This is a genomic window from Streptomyces sp. SolWspMP-5a-2 (assembly GCF_900091845.1).
GTDB lineage: Bacteria > Actinomycetota > Actinomycetes > Streptomycetales > Streptomycetaceae > Streptomyces > Streptomyces doudnae.
On the sequence record NZ_FMCI01000099.1, the window covers coordinates 1 to 15,381 of the forward strand.

The following is a 15,381-nucleotide window of genomic DNA, read 5'->3' on the forward strand; positions in this document are numbered from 1 at the left end:
TCCCCGGGTCCGGCTCCGCCCCGCTGCCGTCACCGTCCCCGCCGCCATCACCGTCGGCTGTGCCGCTCGCGGCAGGGACTCCGCGTCCGCCACCGGGCACGCCCCGAGCACCGCCGCGCGGTGCAGGCACCGGGGCGCGAGCAGGCAGGTGCACACCGCCTGACCGGCCTCCGTCACCGCACCGGACGGGCCGGGCTCCAGCACGACCTCGGCGTCCTCGCCGCACCGCACCCGGCGTACGGACCCCTCGACGGTGACCGGGAGGGCCGCGTACCCCTCGATCGCGGCGTCGAGCTTCTTGCGCAGCCGCGAGGTGAGGCCCTCGACGGCGGCGGCGACCACATCGGGTGCCACCGGGGGCAGTTCGGCGTTCATCGGGACTCTCCGCGGAGGCGGTCGCCCACCCAGCGGGCGAGGGCGAGGGGACTGAGGGCGGCCACCGGCATGCCGGCCGCGACGAGTTGACGGGCGATGGGCACCGAGTAGCGCGGGGTAACGGTGTCGTCCAGGGCGGCGCACCCCATCAGATGGGCGCCGGAGGACGCCAGGGCCCGCACCTCCCCGAGGAGCCCGCCCAGCGGGTAACCCTCCTCGAAGTCGCTCACCACGACCACGAGGGTCCGGCTCGGCACGGTCATCAGCGAACGGGCGTGGGCGAGCCCTGCCGCGATGTGCGTGCCGCCCCCGACCCGGACCTCCAGCAGCAGCGACAGCGGATCGTCGACCCGGTCGGTCAGGTCGATCACCTCGGTGGAGAACGCCAGGAAGTGCGTCGACAGGGTCGGCACCCCGCCCAGGACGGCCGCGGTCAGCGCCGACCAGATCACCGACGCCTCCATCGACCCCGACACGTCGACGACGAGGATCAGCCGCCAGTCCGCCTCCCGGCGCGAACGCGTGCTGAACACCGGCCGCTCGGGGACGACCAGGGTGCGGCCGTCGTCCGTGCGCCGCGCGTGGGCCAGGTTGGCGCGCAGGGTCCGCGGCAGGTCGATACGGCCACCGGGCCGCCGGGTCGGCCGGGGCGTGGCGAGACCGGTCAGCGCCGGACGCATCCGGGTGGCCAGCTCCTTCGCCAGCTCCTCGACCAGCCTGCGCACCAGTGGCCGCAGCCGGGCCAGCCGCTGCTCGGACATGCCCCCGGCGAGGGAGAGCACGGACGTCAGCAGGTCGACCGAGGGGCGGACCGCCGCCGGGTCGATCTCGGTCAGCACGTCGCTGCGGCCCAGGTCGGCGGCGCGGGCGAGGACCTCCTCGCGGACCTCGGCGCCGAACAGCGCGTCCAGCTCCTCGGCCCACTCGCGCGCGGTGGGGAAGGACCCCTCCTGCCCGCCGCCCTGGCCGGGGGAGAGGTCGGTCGCGCCCTCCCCGCGTCCGCCGCCGTACAACTCGTCCAGGGCGTGCGCGTACCGGCGGGCGCCCGGCGGCAGCCTGTCGCTCTCCCGGCCCAGCAGCAGCCGCCAGCGGTCGGCCACGGAGAGCCCGAGGCGGGACGCGGCGCCGCCCGGCGCGGACTGCGCGGTGGCCGGTGCCGTCGACCGCACGGGTGCGGGTGTGCCCGGCGCCCGCCCGTCGCTGTCGGCAGTCCCTCCGGGGAGCGTCGCCGCCGCTGCGGGTTCCGGCCCCGGGGCCTGCGCACCGGTGGCGGGCGTTTCCCCGGACCCGGCGTCGGGCTCCGGCGGTCCGGCGGTCAGCCGCAGGGCCTCGGTGGCCGCGCGGCCCGCCGCGTCCGCCGCCGTCCACAGGGCGAGCAGCCGGGGCGACGCGGACAGCGACAGGTCGAGACGGTCCCCCAACCGCTCGGTGACGGTGTCCAGGAGCCGGTCACGACCGGCCGGGCTGAGCGCGTCGAAACCGCCCCGCAGCGCCGGAAGCCGGTCGAGGAAGTCCTGGTCGGTGAGGGTGTCGATGCGGTCGAGCACCGGATCGAGGGCGGTCGGCGCCGACTGGAGCAGCGCCGCGGCACCGCCCAGCAGCCCGGTGAGCCGACGGGCCAGCGCACGGCGACTCCCGGGCCCCGTCGCCGTGTCGATCCAGCCGGCCGCCCGCGCGCCGAGCACGTCGGCTCCGTCGAGGTCGAGCAGGACCCGCGCGGCGAGGACCGCGCCCTGCACGAGCGGGCTCCCGGTGCGCGCCAGACCGGCCAGCGCGTCGTCCATCCTGAGCCCGAGACGGTGCTCACCGGCCCGGGAGGCCAGCGCGACCAGCGCCGCGGCCTCTTCGGGCTGGTCGCTCCCGGCCAGTCCGGGCAGCGCCCGCACCGCCGACTCCACCAGCTCCGCGGCGAGTTCGCCCGCCCCGGCCCGTCCCCGCTCCGTGGTGCCCGGCAGATGGCCCCGGCGCAGCGCCTCCAACAGGTCCAGCGCGGTGAGGAGTTCGGGCAGGGTCGCGGTGGCCGGGAGGATCTCGGCCGCCTCGGCGAGCCGCTCCGCGACCAGCGGCGGCAGATCACAACGGGCCGCCGCCCGCAGCCCGTCCAGCACGAGCGCGCAGGTCGCCCCGCCCTCCGCGGACTCCCTCCGGAACGTCTCCCGCAGGGTGCCCTCGGCCGCCAGCGCCGCCGTCACCCCCCTGACCCCGGCCAGGTCGAGCCGCACCGGCACCGCCGGGGTCCAGGCCAGCCGCCACCGGGTGGTGAGCGCGGACGCGTCCCCGGTGCCCGCCACCGCGACCGGCTCGCCGTACCCCGCGCCGCACACCGCGAGCCGCTGGAGCAGGATCTCCCGGCGCCCGTCGAGGTCGGAGCGGAGCGGATCGAGGCGGACCTCGCGCGCGTCGGGCTCGTCCGGGCCCGGCAGCCGCAGCGCGGTCAACTCCGCCTCCACGGACGGGCCGAGCCCGGAGCGCGGGGTGCCCGGCGCGGTCCTGCCCCGGGCGGTGCCGACCAGGACCGCTTCGAGGGCCCGCGCCAACGCCCTGCCGCGGCCCAGCGGTTCACCCTGCCCCATGACCGTCGTCAGGGCCTCCATGACCTCGCCGCGTCCCGGGGCGGCGAGCCCGCGCAGCCGCGACAGGTCGCACGCCACCCGCAGGGTCTCGGCGGCCTCGCCGCTGCCCGCGGTGTGCCCCGCCGCGCGCAGCTCCCGGCAGACGTCGGTGACGGCCCGCGCCGCCGCCGCGTGCAGCGTCTCCGGATCGCCCCCGGCCGTGAACACCGCCTGCTGCCAGCGCGGATCGCGGATCCCGGCCGGGTAGCCGGAACGGGAGTCCAGCAGATCGAAGGCGTACGGCACCAGCGAGGTCACGACCGGCGGCCGGGTCTCCCCGGCGGCCGGTGCGGTGGCCGTCGCCGTGACCTCCCCGCCGCCGGTCAGCGCCGGAGCGTGGAAGGCACCGACCACTGCCGCCACCCGGCGCCCGTCCGCGCCCGCCGTCGCGATCGCGCGGCGCATGTGCGCCTCGCGCGCCAGGTCGAGCGCGGGCACCCGGTCGGCCGACTCGGCGTCGCGCCGCAGCGCCCAGCCGACACCCAGCGCCGCCCTGCGGACCGCCTCGGCCGTGCAGCCGGGCGCCAGGACCTCGACGCACCTGTCCCACAGGTCGTCCCCCGCGCGACCGGTGCCCGACGCGGCGAGCGCGTCCGCGAAGGCCGTCGGCGCGACCCCGGTACGGGCGCCGCTGATCTCCGTCACGGGGTCGCCGTCGGCGGGACCCTCGGCGGCCGGGTCGGGGAGACGTCCGTTCCACAGGGGATCGGACATCGGCAGGTCGCAGCAGACGACCTGGGCGCCGTGCTCCCGCGCCCAGCGCACGGCCGCGAGTTCGGGGGAGAAGTCCGCGAAGGGGTAGAAGCCCAGACGCCCGCCCTCGGCGGCCCCGGCCAGCGCGACCGGCGCGAGGGTCCCGGGGGCGGCCAGGTGCACGATCCACGGCTGGAAGTCGGCGGGCAGCTCCACACAGACGACCTCGGCACCCGAGGCGTCCAGCAGCGCGGGCACCGCCGAGGCCAGCGCCGGACTGTGGTGCCGGACGCCCAGCAGATACGGCGTCCCGCTGTCGGCGAGGGCGGTGACGGCCGCCCTCGGATCCTGGAAGTCCGTCACCGCAGGTTCTCCCGGAGATCCCAGAGGCGACGCCAGACGGCGGAGCCGTCCTCGGCACGGCGGCGCACGGGGCCGTCCCAGTAGCCCAGCAGCCGCGCGTGGTCGGCCGGGTCGTCCTTGCGGACCACGCCCAGCAGATGCCCGGGAACGAGGTCAAGGGAGTCACCGCCGGGCAGGTAGGCGGCGGACACCCCGAGCGACACGGCGACCTGCACGGCCTCGGCGGTGGACATCACCGTCCCCGGCTTCTCCACGTCCCAGCCCTCGGCCGACCGCCCGGCCCGCAGATCGCGGAAGACGGTGACCAGGACGTCCAGCACGGTGTCGTCGACCGCGAAGGCCGCGCCCGCCCGCTCCACGGCCGCCACCGCCTGCCGCCGCACCAGCGCCGTCTCCGCCTCGACGTCCGCGATCGGGTGCACCGTCTCGAAGTTGAAGCGGCGCTTGAGGGCGGCGGACATCTCCGACACCCCGCGGTCGCGGAGGTTGGCGGTGGCGATGACGGTGAAGCCGGGGGCCGCCGCCACCTGGGCGTCGTCGGTCCCCGACAGCTCGGGCACGCTCATCCGGCGGTCGGACAGGATCGACACCAGGGCGTCCTGCACCTCGGGCAGACAGCGGGTGATCTCCTCGACCCGCGCCACCCGGCCCGCGCGCATCGCCGCGAGCACCGGGGAGTCGACCAGGGCCTGGGGCGTCGGGCCCTGCGCGAGCAGCAGCGCGTAGTTCCAGCCGTAGCGCAGCGCGTCCTCGGTGGTGCCCGCGGTGCCCTGCACGGTCAGCGCGCTGGTGCCGCAGACGGCCGCCGCGAGCAGTTCGGAGAGCATCGACTTGGCCGTGCCCGGCTCACCGACGAGCAGCAGGCCCCGCTCACCGGCGAGGGTGACCACGCACCGCTCCACCAGCGCCCGTTCGCCGACGAACTTGGGCGCGACGACGAGCCGGTCGGGCAGCGACCCGTGCGGCTCGGGCAGCTTCAACTGCTCGCCTCCGCTGCCGCACACGAAGGTGATCACGGCGCGCGGGGTCAGCCGCCAGCCCGGCGGGCGCGGGCCCCGGTCGTGGGCGGCGAGGAAGGCGAGTTCGGTGGCGTGGCGCTCCTCGGCGGGCAGGGTCTGCCGGGCCGGGACGGCCGTCGCCGGGTCGATCGTGGTCATGGATGTCCTTGTTCGGTAGGTCGCTCGGTGGTGGGGCCGGTAGGCCGGTGGTGTCGTGTGAAGGGACGTGGAACGGAGGGGCACGCTCGTGCGCGGGCCCGGGGTGGATCAGAGGGAGCCATCGGTCGCGGTGGTGCCGCTCCCGTACGTGCCCGGAGGTGGATCAGAGGGAGCCATCGGGCACGGTCGCGGTGGTGTCGCTCGCGGGCTCGGGGGCTGGATCGGAGGGTGGGGCCCGTCTCGCTTGCGTGGTATCGCTCGCGTACGTGCCCGGGGCTGGATCAGAAGACGCTGTGCGCCGCGCTCGCGTGCCTGCCCGGGTGGACCGGCTCGCCCGGCCGTGTGCGCGCGGGGGCGGGGAGCGGTCCGTACCGGCTGCCGCTCCGCCGACCCGGGGGACGCCGTCCCTGCGACGGCGTCCCCCGGCCGCTCAACGGCGGCGCCCGCGCCGGACCTTCAGCTCCTCGAAGCGGGGCGCGTCACCGTCCTTGACCCGCTGCCAGGCCCGCCGGTACAGGTCGGCGACCGGTTCCAGCGGCACGACCACACCGAACGGCATGTCCTCGGAGCCGGGCTCCCGGGTGAACAGCGGCAGCTTCCACCGCTCCAGCGGAACGGACGGCGCCGACAGCTCGACCCAGCCGCCGGGCAGGAACAGGGACCGTCCCGCCCTGGTCCTCGTGGCCCCCACCACCAGGTCGGTGGCGGCCAGTTCGGCGCGGGCCGCCTTGAGCCGGGCGGGCTTCCAGCCCGTCCAGCGGGCCGTCGCGCTGTCCGTGGGGTCGGGCATCGCCAGCAGCATCAGATGGACGGTCGCGGCGTCCTCACCGAGCCCGTACTCCTTCGCCACCTCGGTGACCAGGTCGGGCACCGAACGCCCCGGGTCCTGCGGCCACCAGGTGCCGTCCTGGCCGGGGGAGCCAGCCACCGGGTCGCCCGGGGCCGCGAGCAACGCCGCGAATCGCGGGTCGCGGACCAGCCTCAGCGCCGTCTCGGCCGGGTAGGGCCGCTGGTCGTCGACGCGCAGCGCGGGCAGGTACGGGTCCTGGCCCGCCTCGTCCAGGAGGTCGACCCGGATGCCCGGCGACGGCTGGTCGTCGTGGGTGGGCAGGATCACCGCGCCGTACCGCACGAAGCCCGTGCCCGTCTCCGTCGGCGCGCCCGCCGTCTTCCGGAACGCCGGGAGGCTGATGTACCTGCCCAGGTCGAGCACCAGCCCGGGGTGGGCCAGCCGGTCCCGCACGGCCGCGAACGCCTCCGGCAGCGCCGCCCTGATCGGGTCCCCCGCCGCCGTCCGGTGGGCGAGCCAGGCGCAGAGCGCGACCGCGTCGACCAGCGTCTCCCCGGTGAACCCGACCGCGTTGGCGCCGACCGGGCGCACCCGGTCGCCGTTGACCGCCCACTCCAGGTCCCGGGAGAGCCGGGGTTCGTCGCGCGGGCCCAGCAGCGCGGGCAGCGCGTCCCGCACCGGCCAGCGCGCGTGCCGGAAGGCGCGGACCGCGTCCGCCATCAGCGCCTCGGGCACCGCCGCCCGCCGTCCCACCCGCGCGTTCCAGACCGCCGCCGCTGCGGCGACGTCCGGGCCCTCGGTCCACAGCCTGGCCGGTTCGGCGGGCAGCAGCGCGCCCACCACGGCGGCCCTGACCCCGCTGTCCACGCGGCACAGCTCGTCCTTGGCGAGCGCGGCGGGTGCGGCCTTCACCCCGAGGACCGCACGCGCCTCCGCGCCGAGGAACGACCGCTCGTGCGCGTCGATCCGGGGCAGCCCCGCCACGATCAGCCGCGCCGCCGTGTCGGTGACGCCGGTGAGCCGCGCGAACTCCTCGGCCGCCGCCGGGAACCAGGGCGCGGGCCCCCGCGCGGCCAGCTCCGCGAGGAACACACCGAGCCGTCCCGTGAACTCCGCGCCGAGCGGCGCCGAGGAGCGGAGCGTGTACGGCTCCGGGATCTCGAACCGACCCGCCGGATCGTGGAAGAACCCGGTGAAGGTGCAGCCGTCGTCGGCGAGGCTCCTGTTGCCCACCAGCAGCAGGAAGGCGCCGCCGCCCAGCGGCAGCAGGGCGTTCCAGGTGCCCTCCCGCCAGGCACCCGACGGGGTGCGCAGCAGCGCGGCGGGCAGCTCCACCATGACCGTGCGCCAGCGCGAGGACTCCGGGGAGTCCCCGGTCTCCAGCGCGTCGAGCCGGGTGAGCAGGGCGCGCAGCACCTCGCGCTGGTCGTCGGGCGTGGTGGCCGCCGCCGCACGGAACGCCAGGGCGGCACCGCGCGTGAACAGCGACTCCAGGTCCGGGCGTCCGACCGGCACCTCGGTGGCGTCCACGTGCAGCCGCGCGGTCCGCTCCGCCGGGACGGCGGTGTCCGTGAGCCCCGCGGCCCGCTCCACCGTCCGCAGCGCCCTGAAGACGGTGTCGGCCTCCGCGTCCCGGTGCCACCAGTGGGTGCCCGCACCGCCGAGCCCGTTCATCGCGTCGAGCACCGCGATGTCCCGGGGACCGGCCGGGCCCTCGTCGTCGGCGCCTCCTTCGAGCGCCTTGGTCAGCCGGGCCGCCGCCGCGTCGAGGACGGACTGCTGGCCCGCCGCGTGCCGCACCACCCCGGCGATGCCCGCGACCAGCGCGGGATGGGTGACCGGGAGCAGCGCCCGGATCGTCCGGGGCAGCACCTCCTTGTCCTCCCGCCCGGCCGCGGCCAGCAGCGCGGCGGCGGTCTCCCGGTCGACGGCGCGCAGCGCCACCGAGCCCGCGGGGTCGCGGGGCGTCAGGAAGTCCCAGTACTGCTCGGGCGGCAGCAGCAGGGTGCCCTCGCCGAAGACCCCGGGTGTCCGGTCGGTCTTGGCGACCGAGGTCACCACGCCGTCCTGGTCGATCAGTTCGAGCTGCCAGCCGCTGCGGACCACGGCCCGCGCGCGGTCGTCGCCGGGGAAGACCACCAGCGCGCGCGGCCTGCCCGAGCGCGGGGGCAGGACGACGCGGTGTCCGGCGAGATCCTCCACCCGGCGGCGGCCGTCGGGCAGATCCACCACCCGCAGCCCCACCAGACCGCCCACCGGCGCGGAGGCGGGCGCGGGGGCCGCCGCCGGCGCGAGCAGCAGCCTGCCCTCCGCGAGCGTGCCGCCCCCGGCAGCCTCCCGCGAGACGTCCGCCAGGAAGGCCGGGCTGCTCATCCGGCCGTACGCGCCGCTCACAGGGTCGTACTCGTACCAGCCGTGCGCCGCGCGGTCGTCCGCCTCGGAGCTCCACACCCAGTACGAGGAGCCGTCGTACAGCATCGGGCGCTCGTGCGGCAGGGTGGTGTCCCCGACGTGCAGCACACCGCCGCCGGTGGTCCGGCCGCCGCCCGGCAGCGGCACGCTGTGGCAGAAGTTCCCCCGGTACCAGTCCATCTGGGTGCCCCGGGTGGTGGTCTGGCCCTCCAGCGGCTCGGTCCGGTCGGCGCGGGAGTGCCAGTAGCCGCGCAGTCCGCCGCTGCGGCTGCGCCAGTAGACCAGCAGCTCACCGTCGACGTGGTGGAAGCCCGGGTCGCCCGACAGGTCGCCCGCCGGGATGCGCAGGTCGTGGGTGAGGACGGTGCCCTCGGCGCCGATCACCCGGGCCTGCGCGCCGCCCGCCACCACGAGGTGCGGCCAGGCGTCGGCGACGACCAGGTCCTCGACGTCCGCGCGCGGCACCAGGTCGGCGGCGGCCTCCTCCCAGGCGGGCCAGCCCAGTTCGTCGAAGAGCCCGGCCCGCAGCGTGCGGGCCAGCAGCGGTGCCAGATCGGTGGCGACGGCCGTGCGGACCTGCGGCTCGGCGAGCGCCAGTGCCTCGGCGGGCAGCCACTTCAGGGCACTGAGCGCCTCCGGAAGCTCCGGCAGCCCGACCGCCGTGAACCGCTCCACGACCCCGCGCACCCAGCGCGCCAGCAGCGGGCTGCCGCCCGGCGACCCGGCCAGCATCCGGATCGCCCGCAGCCCGCTGTCGTTGCTCCCGAACCGGTCCGCGCCCTCCAGGAACGCGCCGTGGAAGCGGCTGTCGGCGGCCAGCGCCGTCAGGTCCCGCTGTCCTTCGCCCTGCGCCCACTGGCTGAGCAGCAGCGCCCCGCCGTTCTGCGGCGGCGCGGCCACCGGGATGTCCAGCGTCAGCAGCAGATCGAGCAGGTCGATGTCGAAGGGCGCGCGCAACGCGCCGCCCGAGGCCCCCAGTTCGGCCCGCAGAACCTCCGCCGTGCGCTCCACCAGCTGGTACAGCCCGTCCAGCCGCAGCGTGCCGTTCCAGGACCGGGCCCGCTCCCGGAACGTGACGAAGCGCTCGAACCAGCCCGCCGTTCCGTCCTGCGGCCGCTGCTCCGCGGGCAGCGCGGTGTCCCACAGCCCCGCCGTCGCCCCGGACGCCGACAGGACGTCCAGCCACAGCGCCGGCATCTCGTCGTCCCGGCCCGCCGGGACCATGTTCAGCAGCACGCCACGGACCGTCGGTTCCCGCTCGGCCAGCGCGATCAGCGCCGCCCGGTGGCCGCGCCACCAGCCGACCGCCGCGCGCTGCGTGGCCGGAAGCTCCAACAGCTCGGCCAGATAGTCCTGTTCGACCCTGTCGGCGTCCTGCTTCGCCCCGCGGGCGAGCCTGCGCAGGTCGTTCGCCATCTGCGCCGACGGCGGCAGACCGCCCGCAGTGCGGCGCAGGCACAGCCGGGTGAACCGCCGCAGCGCCTCGTCCGGCGCGACCCGCGCGGCCAGCTCCTTCCCGTACGCCGAGAGCACCTTCACCGGGAGCGCGCCCGCCAGCGCGAACTCCAGGAAGACGGCGTCCAGCCGATCCTCCTCGACGACCAGGCCGTGCTGCGCCTCGGCCTTGCGCGCCCGGGTGAACAACTGCGCCGCGTAGGTGGCGTTCTCCTCACCGAGGAACACCCGCCCGGCCTGCTCGTAGAACGTCGGCAGGAAGTGCGGCACCGAGGCCGCGAGCCGCTCGCCGAGGACGAGATAGGCGTCCATGGCGGCCTTCGGGCGGGACCTGACCTGCCGGGCCGCCCGCTCCAGGTCCGGCACGACGCCCAGCGCGTGATGACCGTCCTCCGGATGGTGCACCAGCACCCACTCCGGGAAGCCGAGCGACTGGCGCAACCCGAGCCCCACCACGGCCGGTTCGGCGTCCGGCTCCAGGCCGAGGAAGCCCGCGGCCAGATCCTCCGCCGCGCCCAGCTCCCCGGCGACCAGCCGCACCACGACCCGGTCGTCGAGCCCCGCATGACGGTAGGCGCGCGCCGTCAGCGGCACCGCCCGCTCGCCCGCCCCCTCGGTACCCGGCGGCAGCACCCCGCCCGCCGCCAGCATCTCCTCGTACGCCACCCGCGTCCCCCCGCTCATGCGTTCTTGCCTTCCTCGATCACGCGTCCCGCGTACAGCGCCGCGGCCATCCGCATCCCCTCCGACCACGCCACCGGCCCCACCTCGCGCAGCGGCAGCGCGCGCCCCTCCGTGTCCTGCCAGGTGAGCCCCCCGGTCTCCACGTCCTCGTCCCAGTACGGCTCGCCGATCCACACGCACGCCTCGACGGTGGCCGCGCCGTCCCGCACCCGGGTGGTGGCGTAGCCGCCGGAGACCCGGTAGCCCAGCGAACTGGCCCGCGCGGCCAGGGCGAACCGCGATCTGAACGACCCCCCGGCGAACTCCTTCACCTCGGTCGCCTTGGCGTCGAGGTCGGCCGGCTTGCGCCAGATCGCCCGGTGTATCTGCTCGACGCCCTGGGCTATGCCCAGCTCCGCGGCGAACTCCCGCACGTCCTCCAGGTCGGGCAGCAGCACCGGGTGCGGGAGCGTCACCGTCTCCGGGGACAGCCGCACCGTCTCGCCGTCCAGGTCGACCACCCGCAGCTCGCCCGACTCGGTGGCGCCGCGCAGGAAGCCGACCTCGTCCGGGTCGTCGCCGACGACCGCGAGATCCAGCAGCGCCGCCTGCCACGCCGTGTCGGGCCAGACCCGGGCCAGCAGCGAGGTGGGCACCGGGAGCGACGACACCATCCATGCGTCGACCTGCGCCACGCACTGGGCCGCGTGCCGATCCAGCCACTCCGCGAACCGCCGCAGCCGGTCCACCTCCGGGTGGTCCTTGAGCGCGCGGGGCAATGTCTTCAACTGCCGTCCGGCGGACCTGCCCGAGGTGGCGCGTGCCGCCACCCGCCCCTCCACCAGGGTGACTTCGTACCCGTCACCCGCCGAAACCCAACCCACGAGCCCCCGCCTTTCGAGTCAAGACAACATGAAGAAAGCACAGTTCAGCCGGGTCACCCCGACAGCAGTGCGACGACGGGGCAAACGCTAGCGGCGATCACTGACAACGGGCCCCGTGCCTTGTGGGCGACGGCCTTGCGACAGTGCGCGGGCGCCGACCGGCGCCGGTCGCGCGGAGCGCCCACCGGTATGTGGAGGCCGGTCGGGGGACCGCGCGATATCGGCCAGTATCCGCGCTCGGCCGGGACGGCGTGATCGGTTGTCCACAACTCCGGTCCGATGATCCGACGGACTGGTGCGGGACGGAGACCTGGAAGCCCGCATTCCGCCGCACGCCCCGGAAAGCCCCGGAACACGCCGCCCCCTCGGCACCCACCGGCACCTCCTCCGCGCACCCCGTTGCCCAAAAGGGTGAAAGAGCCGGTCGCACGGCGTGTCGCGGATGCCGGGCCAGCACTCTTCGACTCCAGGGACGACCCGGGGCGACGCAGGGGGCGCATGTGACAGGGCGACGACGACCGACGCCGTTACGGGACCGGGCGCGCTACCGGTTCGACAGCACGCTCGCCCGCAGCACCGGCGTCCTCATGGGCTGGCTGTCCGTCTGCTGCCTCGGCGTCGTCGTCCCGGTCAGCGCCCTCCTGGTGTGGACCGACCCCGGCTCCCCGCACTCCTTCACCGGCCGTCTGCTGATCGTCTGGCGCACCAGCGCGGAGACGCTGCGTCTGAACGGTGTCAACGGCGCCCCGCTGCGCATGCTGCTGTCCGCCCTGCTCGGCGTGATCGCCCTGCTCTGCGTCTCCACCCTGATCGGCGTGATCACCACCGGCCTCGGCGACCGCCTCACGGAGCTGCGCCGGGGCCGCTCCACCGTCCTGGAACGACGGCACGCCGTGGTGCTCGGCTGGTCGGACCAGGTGTTCACGGTCGTCGGTGAACTCCTCGCCGCCCGCGCGGGCCGCTCCCGCGAGGTGGTCGCCGTCCTCGCGCCCCGCGATCCGGCCGAGATGGACGAGGAGCTGCGCGCGGCCCTCGCCCTCCCGGGCTCCGCCCGCCTGGTCTGCCGGACCGGATCACCGTCCGACCCGCGCGCCCTCGACGTCGTCGCCCCGCACGACGCCGCCTCGGTCCTGGTCCTGCCGGTCGAGGACGCCGACGCGGACACCCGGGTCGTGCGGGTCCTGCTCGCGCTCAGGGCCCAGTCGGGCGGGGCGTCGGGCCCGCCGGTGGTGGCCGCCGTGCGGGACGCCCGCTACCTGCCCGCGGCCCGCCTCGCCGCCGGACCCCGGGGAACGGTCCTGGAGACCGAACTGACGACCGCGCGCCTGCTCGTCCAGTCGGCCGGGAGCCCCGGACTCACGGCCGCGCTGCGCGACCTCCTCGACTTCGCGGGCGCCGAGTTCCACGTCCGCGACGCCTCCGGGCTCGCGGGCCTGACCTTCGGGGACGCGGCCCTGCGCTTCGACGACTGCGCCGTCGTCGGCCTCCTGGCCCCCGACGGACGGCCCGTGCTCACCCCGCCGGCGGAGACCGTGGTCGCCGCCACGGACCGGCTGGTCGTCGTCGCCCACGACGACACCGCGGCCGCGCCGGTCGATCTGCGCGCGCACGTCGACCCCACCGCCGTCCTGCCGCCCACCCCGCGGACCGGGGGACCGGCGCGGACACTCCTCCTCGGCTGGAACCGGCGCGCGCCGCTGGTCGTTCACCTTCTGCGGGCCGCCGCCCGACCCGGATCCGTCCTCGACATCGTCCCCGGCCCGGACCCCGTCCCCGAGCCGGTCCCGCCCGTCGTCTTCCCGCCCTCCGGCCACCTCGACGTCGTCCTGCACCCGGGCGACCCGGTCCGGCCCGACGACCTGCGCTCCCTCGACCCGTTCCGCTACGACAGCGTCCTCGTCCTCGGACCCGACGCCCACACCGGTCCCGAACGGCCCGACGACCGGACCCTGCTGACCCTGCTCACGCTGCGCTCGCTGGAGGAGGAGCGGGGTCGCGCGCTGCCGGTGGTGGCCGAGCTGTCCGACCCCCGCAGCCGCCCGCTCGCCCCGCTCGGCCCCGCGTCCGACGCCGTGGTCCGGGGCGAACTCACCGCACTGCTCATGACCCAGATCGCGCACAACCCGGCGCTGGCCCCGGTCTTCGAGGAGGTCTTCGCCACCCGGGGCGGTGCCCTCGCCCTCCGCCCGGTGACCGAGTACCTGCTCCCCGGCAGGGAGGCGTCCTTCGCGACCGTCGTCTCGGCGGCGCTGGCCCGCGGCGAGTGCGCGATCGGCTACCGCGCGCACGGCCCGGCCCCCGCACATCCGGCCCCCGCACACCCGGACCCGGCCCGTCCTCGCCCGGCCGACCCGGACCCCGCCCGGCACGGCGACGGCGTCCGGCTCTGCCCCAGGGCGAGTCGACGACGCCTCTGGAACGCGGAGGACGAGATCCTCGTCCTGACGTCACCCCGCTCCCCGTCGGCGGACGAACCGTCGCCGGACCCGGCCCCCGGCGACGCCCGCGCGTCGCACCCGCACCCCGCGACCGAACAGGCCCCGGCCACGAGGACCCGGGACATCCAGCCCTCGGACATCCAGACCTCGGCCACTCGGACCCCGAACCCCAGGACCCCGAACCCCCGGACCCCGAACCTCCAGGCCCCGGACACCCAAGCCCCGGACGTTCGGACCGAGGACACCCAGGCCCCGAACCCCCTTCCCCGCATGCGGCGTGGCCAAGACGGCAGCGGCGCGCCCGGGGCCACCCCCGAGGGCGACCCTCACACCCCGTGAACCGGGGAGCCGTCCGCGGCAGCGGACAGCTCGATGGCGGATCGGCGACACCAGGTGGCGGGTCAGCCACTTGTGTCGGCCATGGCGGGATTCCTACCGTTATTAGGTAAGGCTAATCTAAGTATTGGAACGCCGTGACCCTCGTAACCCCGTCCGCCCATGACGTGTCCCCGTCCCCGGCCGCCTCCGCGCCCCGCCGCCTGCTGACCGCCCTCGTCGGTGCCGCCGCGGCCCTGACACTCGCCGCCTGCGGGACCGCCACCACCGCCGACGCCGCAGCGGACACGACCCGGGTGGTCGCCACCGCGCACGGCAAGGTGACCGTCCCCGCGCACCCGAAGCGGATCGTGTCGGTCCACGCCTGGTCCACGGAGTCGCTGTTCGACCTCGGCCTGAAGCCCGTCGGCATCGAGAACAGCGGCGCCACCTACGTGCCGCCCCGCTATCTCGAGCGCTGGAAGGCCACCGCCAAGGTCACCTCGGGCGCGGACATCGACTACGAGAAGATCGCGTCGCTCAAGCCGGACCTGATCGTCGGCGTGGACGTGCCCTACCTCTCCAAGGCGTACAAGAGCCTGTCGGCCATCGCGCCCACCACGTTCGCGGCCTTCGACGACACCGCGACCTGGGCCGAGTACCCGGACGCCACCGCCCGCTTCGTGCGGCGCGAGACCCAACTGGCCGATCTGAAGCGCACGTACGAGGAGCGGATCGCCGCTGTGCGCAAGGAGTACCGGACGAAGCTCGCCGACGCCCGCTGGGGCGTGATCCAGGGAGGCTTCGACAGCGGCAACTACTGGATCTACGGCCCCGGTTCACCCGTCGGTGACATCCTCCACCAGATCGGCGTGCGGTTCGCGTCGGCCTCCGCCGCCGTCCCCAAGGGCAACAACAGGTCCGTCTCCTACGAGCGCACCGACCTGCTCAAGGACGCCGACTACGTCATCTACTACACGAACAACGACGGTTCCCCCGCCAACAACATCCAGAAGCTGTTCGACCTGGAGGCGTTCAAGCGGCTGCCCGTGGCGAAGGACAAGCACCTGGTCGGCACCTCCGACTTCCTGCCCGGCTCCTACTCGGACGCCACGGGTGTCGTCGACAGCGTGGCGAAGGCGCTGGAGTCCGCCGGTTCCTGACGGCTCTTCCCGGCTCCCGGACGCCCCCGACGTGACCGTCACGCCGGGGGCGTCCCCGGTT

6 protein-coding genes and 1 pseudogene are annotated in these 15,381 nt (G+C 75.8%); 2 read left to right on the forward strand and 5 right to left on the reverse strand.

Annotation, left to right across the window (positions count from 1 at the left end):
• From GA0115242_RS09460 to GA0115242_RS09480, 5 genes and pseudogenes are all read right to left on the reverse strand, one after another.
• Positions 1-375 (reverse strand): annotated as a pseudogene (locus GA0115242_RS09460) (SWIM zinc finger family protein); the annotation flags it as partial.
• A complete protein-coding gene (locus GA0115242_RS09465; RefSeq protein ID WP_093826561.1) occupies positions 372-4,043 on the reverse strand; it encodes a vWA domain-containing protein in 3,672 nt (1,223 codons plus the stop codon). The gene GA0115242_RS09465 and the pseudogene GA0115242_RS09460, both read right to left, overlap by 4 nt.
• Entirely contained in the window at positions 4,040-5,200 is a 1,161-nt protein-coding gene (locus tag GA0115242_RS09470) for an ATP-binding protein (protein ID WP_093826563.1), read from the reverse strand. Before GA0115242_RS09470 ends, GA0115242_RS09465 begins: the two co-directional genes overlap by 4 nt.
• Before the next feature lie 430 nt (positions 5,201-5,630).
• Complete coding sequence (locus tag GA0115242_RS09475; protein ID WP_176729780.1) at positions 5,631-10,541, reverse strand: DNA-binding protein; 4,911 nt, start codon at positions 10,539-10,541, stop codon at positions 5,631-5,633.
• The gene (locus tag GA0115242_RS09480; protein WP_093826570.1) at positions 10,538-11,404 is read right to left on the reverse strand and encodes a DUF4132 domain-containing protein; all 867 of its coding nucleotides are present in this window, start codon (positions 11,402-11,404) and stop codon (positions 10,538-10,540) included. The genes GA0115242_RS09475 and GA0115242_RS09480 overlap by 4 nt, the downstream gene beginning before the upstream one ends.
• A gap of 500 nt (positions 11,405-11,904) precedes the next feature.
• Between GA0115242_RS09480 and GA0115242_RS09485 the strand changes: the two genes are divergently transcribed.
• Both GA0115242_RS09485 and GA0115242_RS09490 read left to right on the forward strand, forming a co-directional pair.
• Positions 11,905-14,181 (forward strand): CASTOR/POLLUX-related putative ion channel, encoded by a 2,277-nt coding sequence (locus tag GA0115242_RS09485; protein ID WP_370672262.1) that lies wholly within the window; start codon positions 11,905-11,907, stop codon positions 14,179-14,181.
• 134 nt (positions 14,182-14,315) lie between these two features.
• Positions 14,316-15,320 (forward strand): ABC transporter substrate-binding protein, encoded by a 1,005-nt coding sequence (locus tag GA0115242_RS09490; protein ID WP_141721558.1) that lies wholly within the window; start codon positions 14,316-14,318, stop codon positions 15,318-15,320.
• Positions 15,321-15,381: the final 61 nt, after the last annotated feature.

Coding starts and splice junctions, on each gene's coding strand:
- GA0115242_RS09470 (WP_093826563.1), bottom strand. CDS start 5,200: ATGACCACGATCGACCCGGCGACGGCCGTCCCGGCCCGGCAGACCCTG.
- GA0115242_RS09475 (WP_176729780.1), bottom strand. CDS start 10,541: ATGAGCGGGGGGACGCGGGTGGCGTACGAGGAGATGCTGGCGGCGGGC.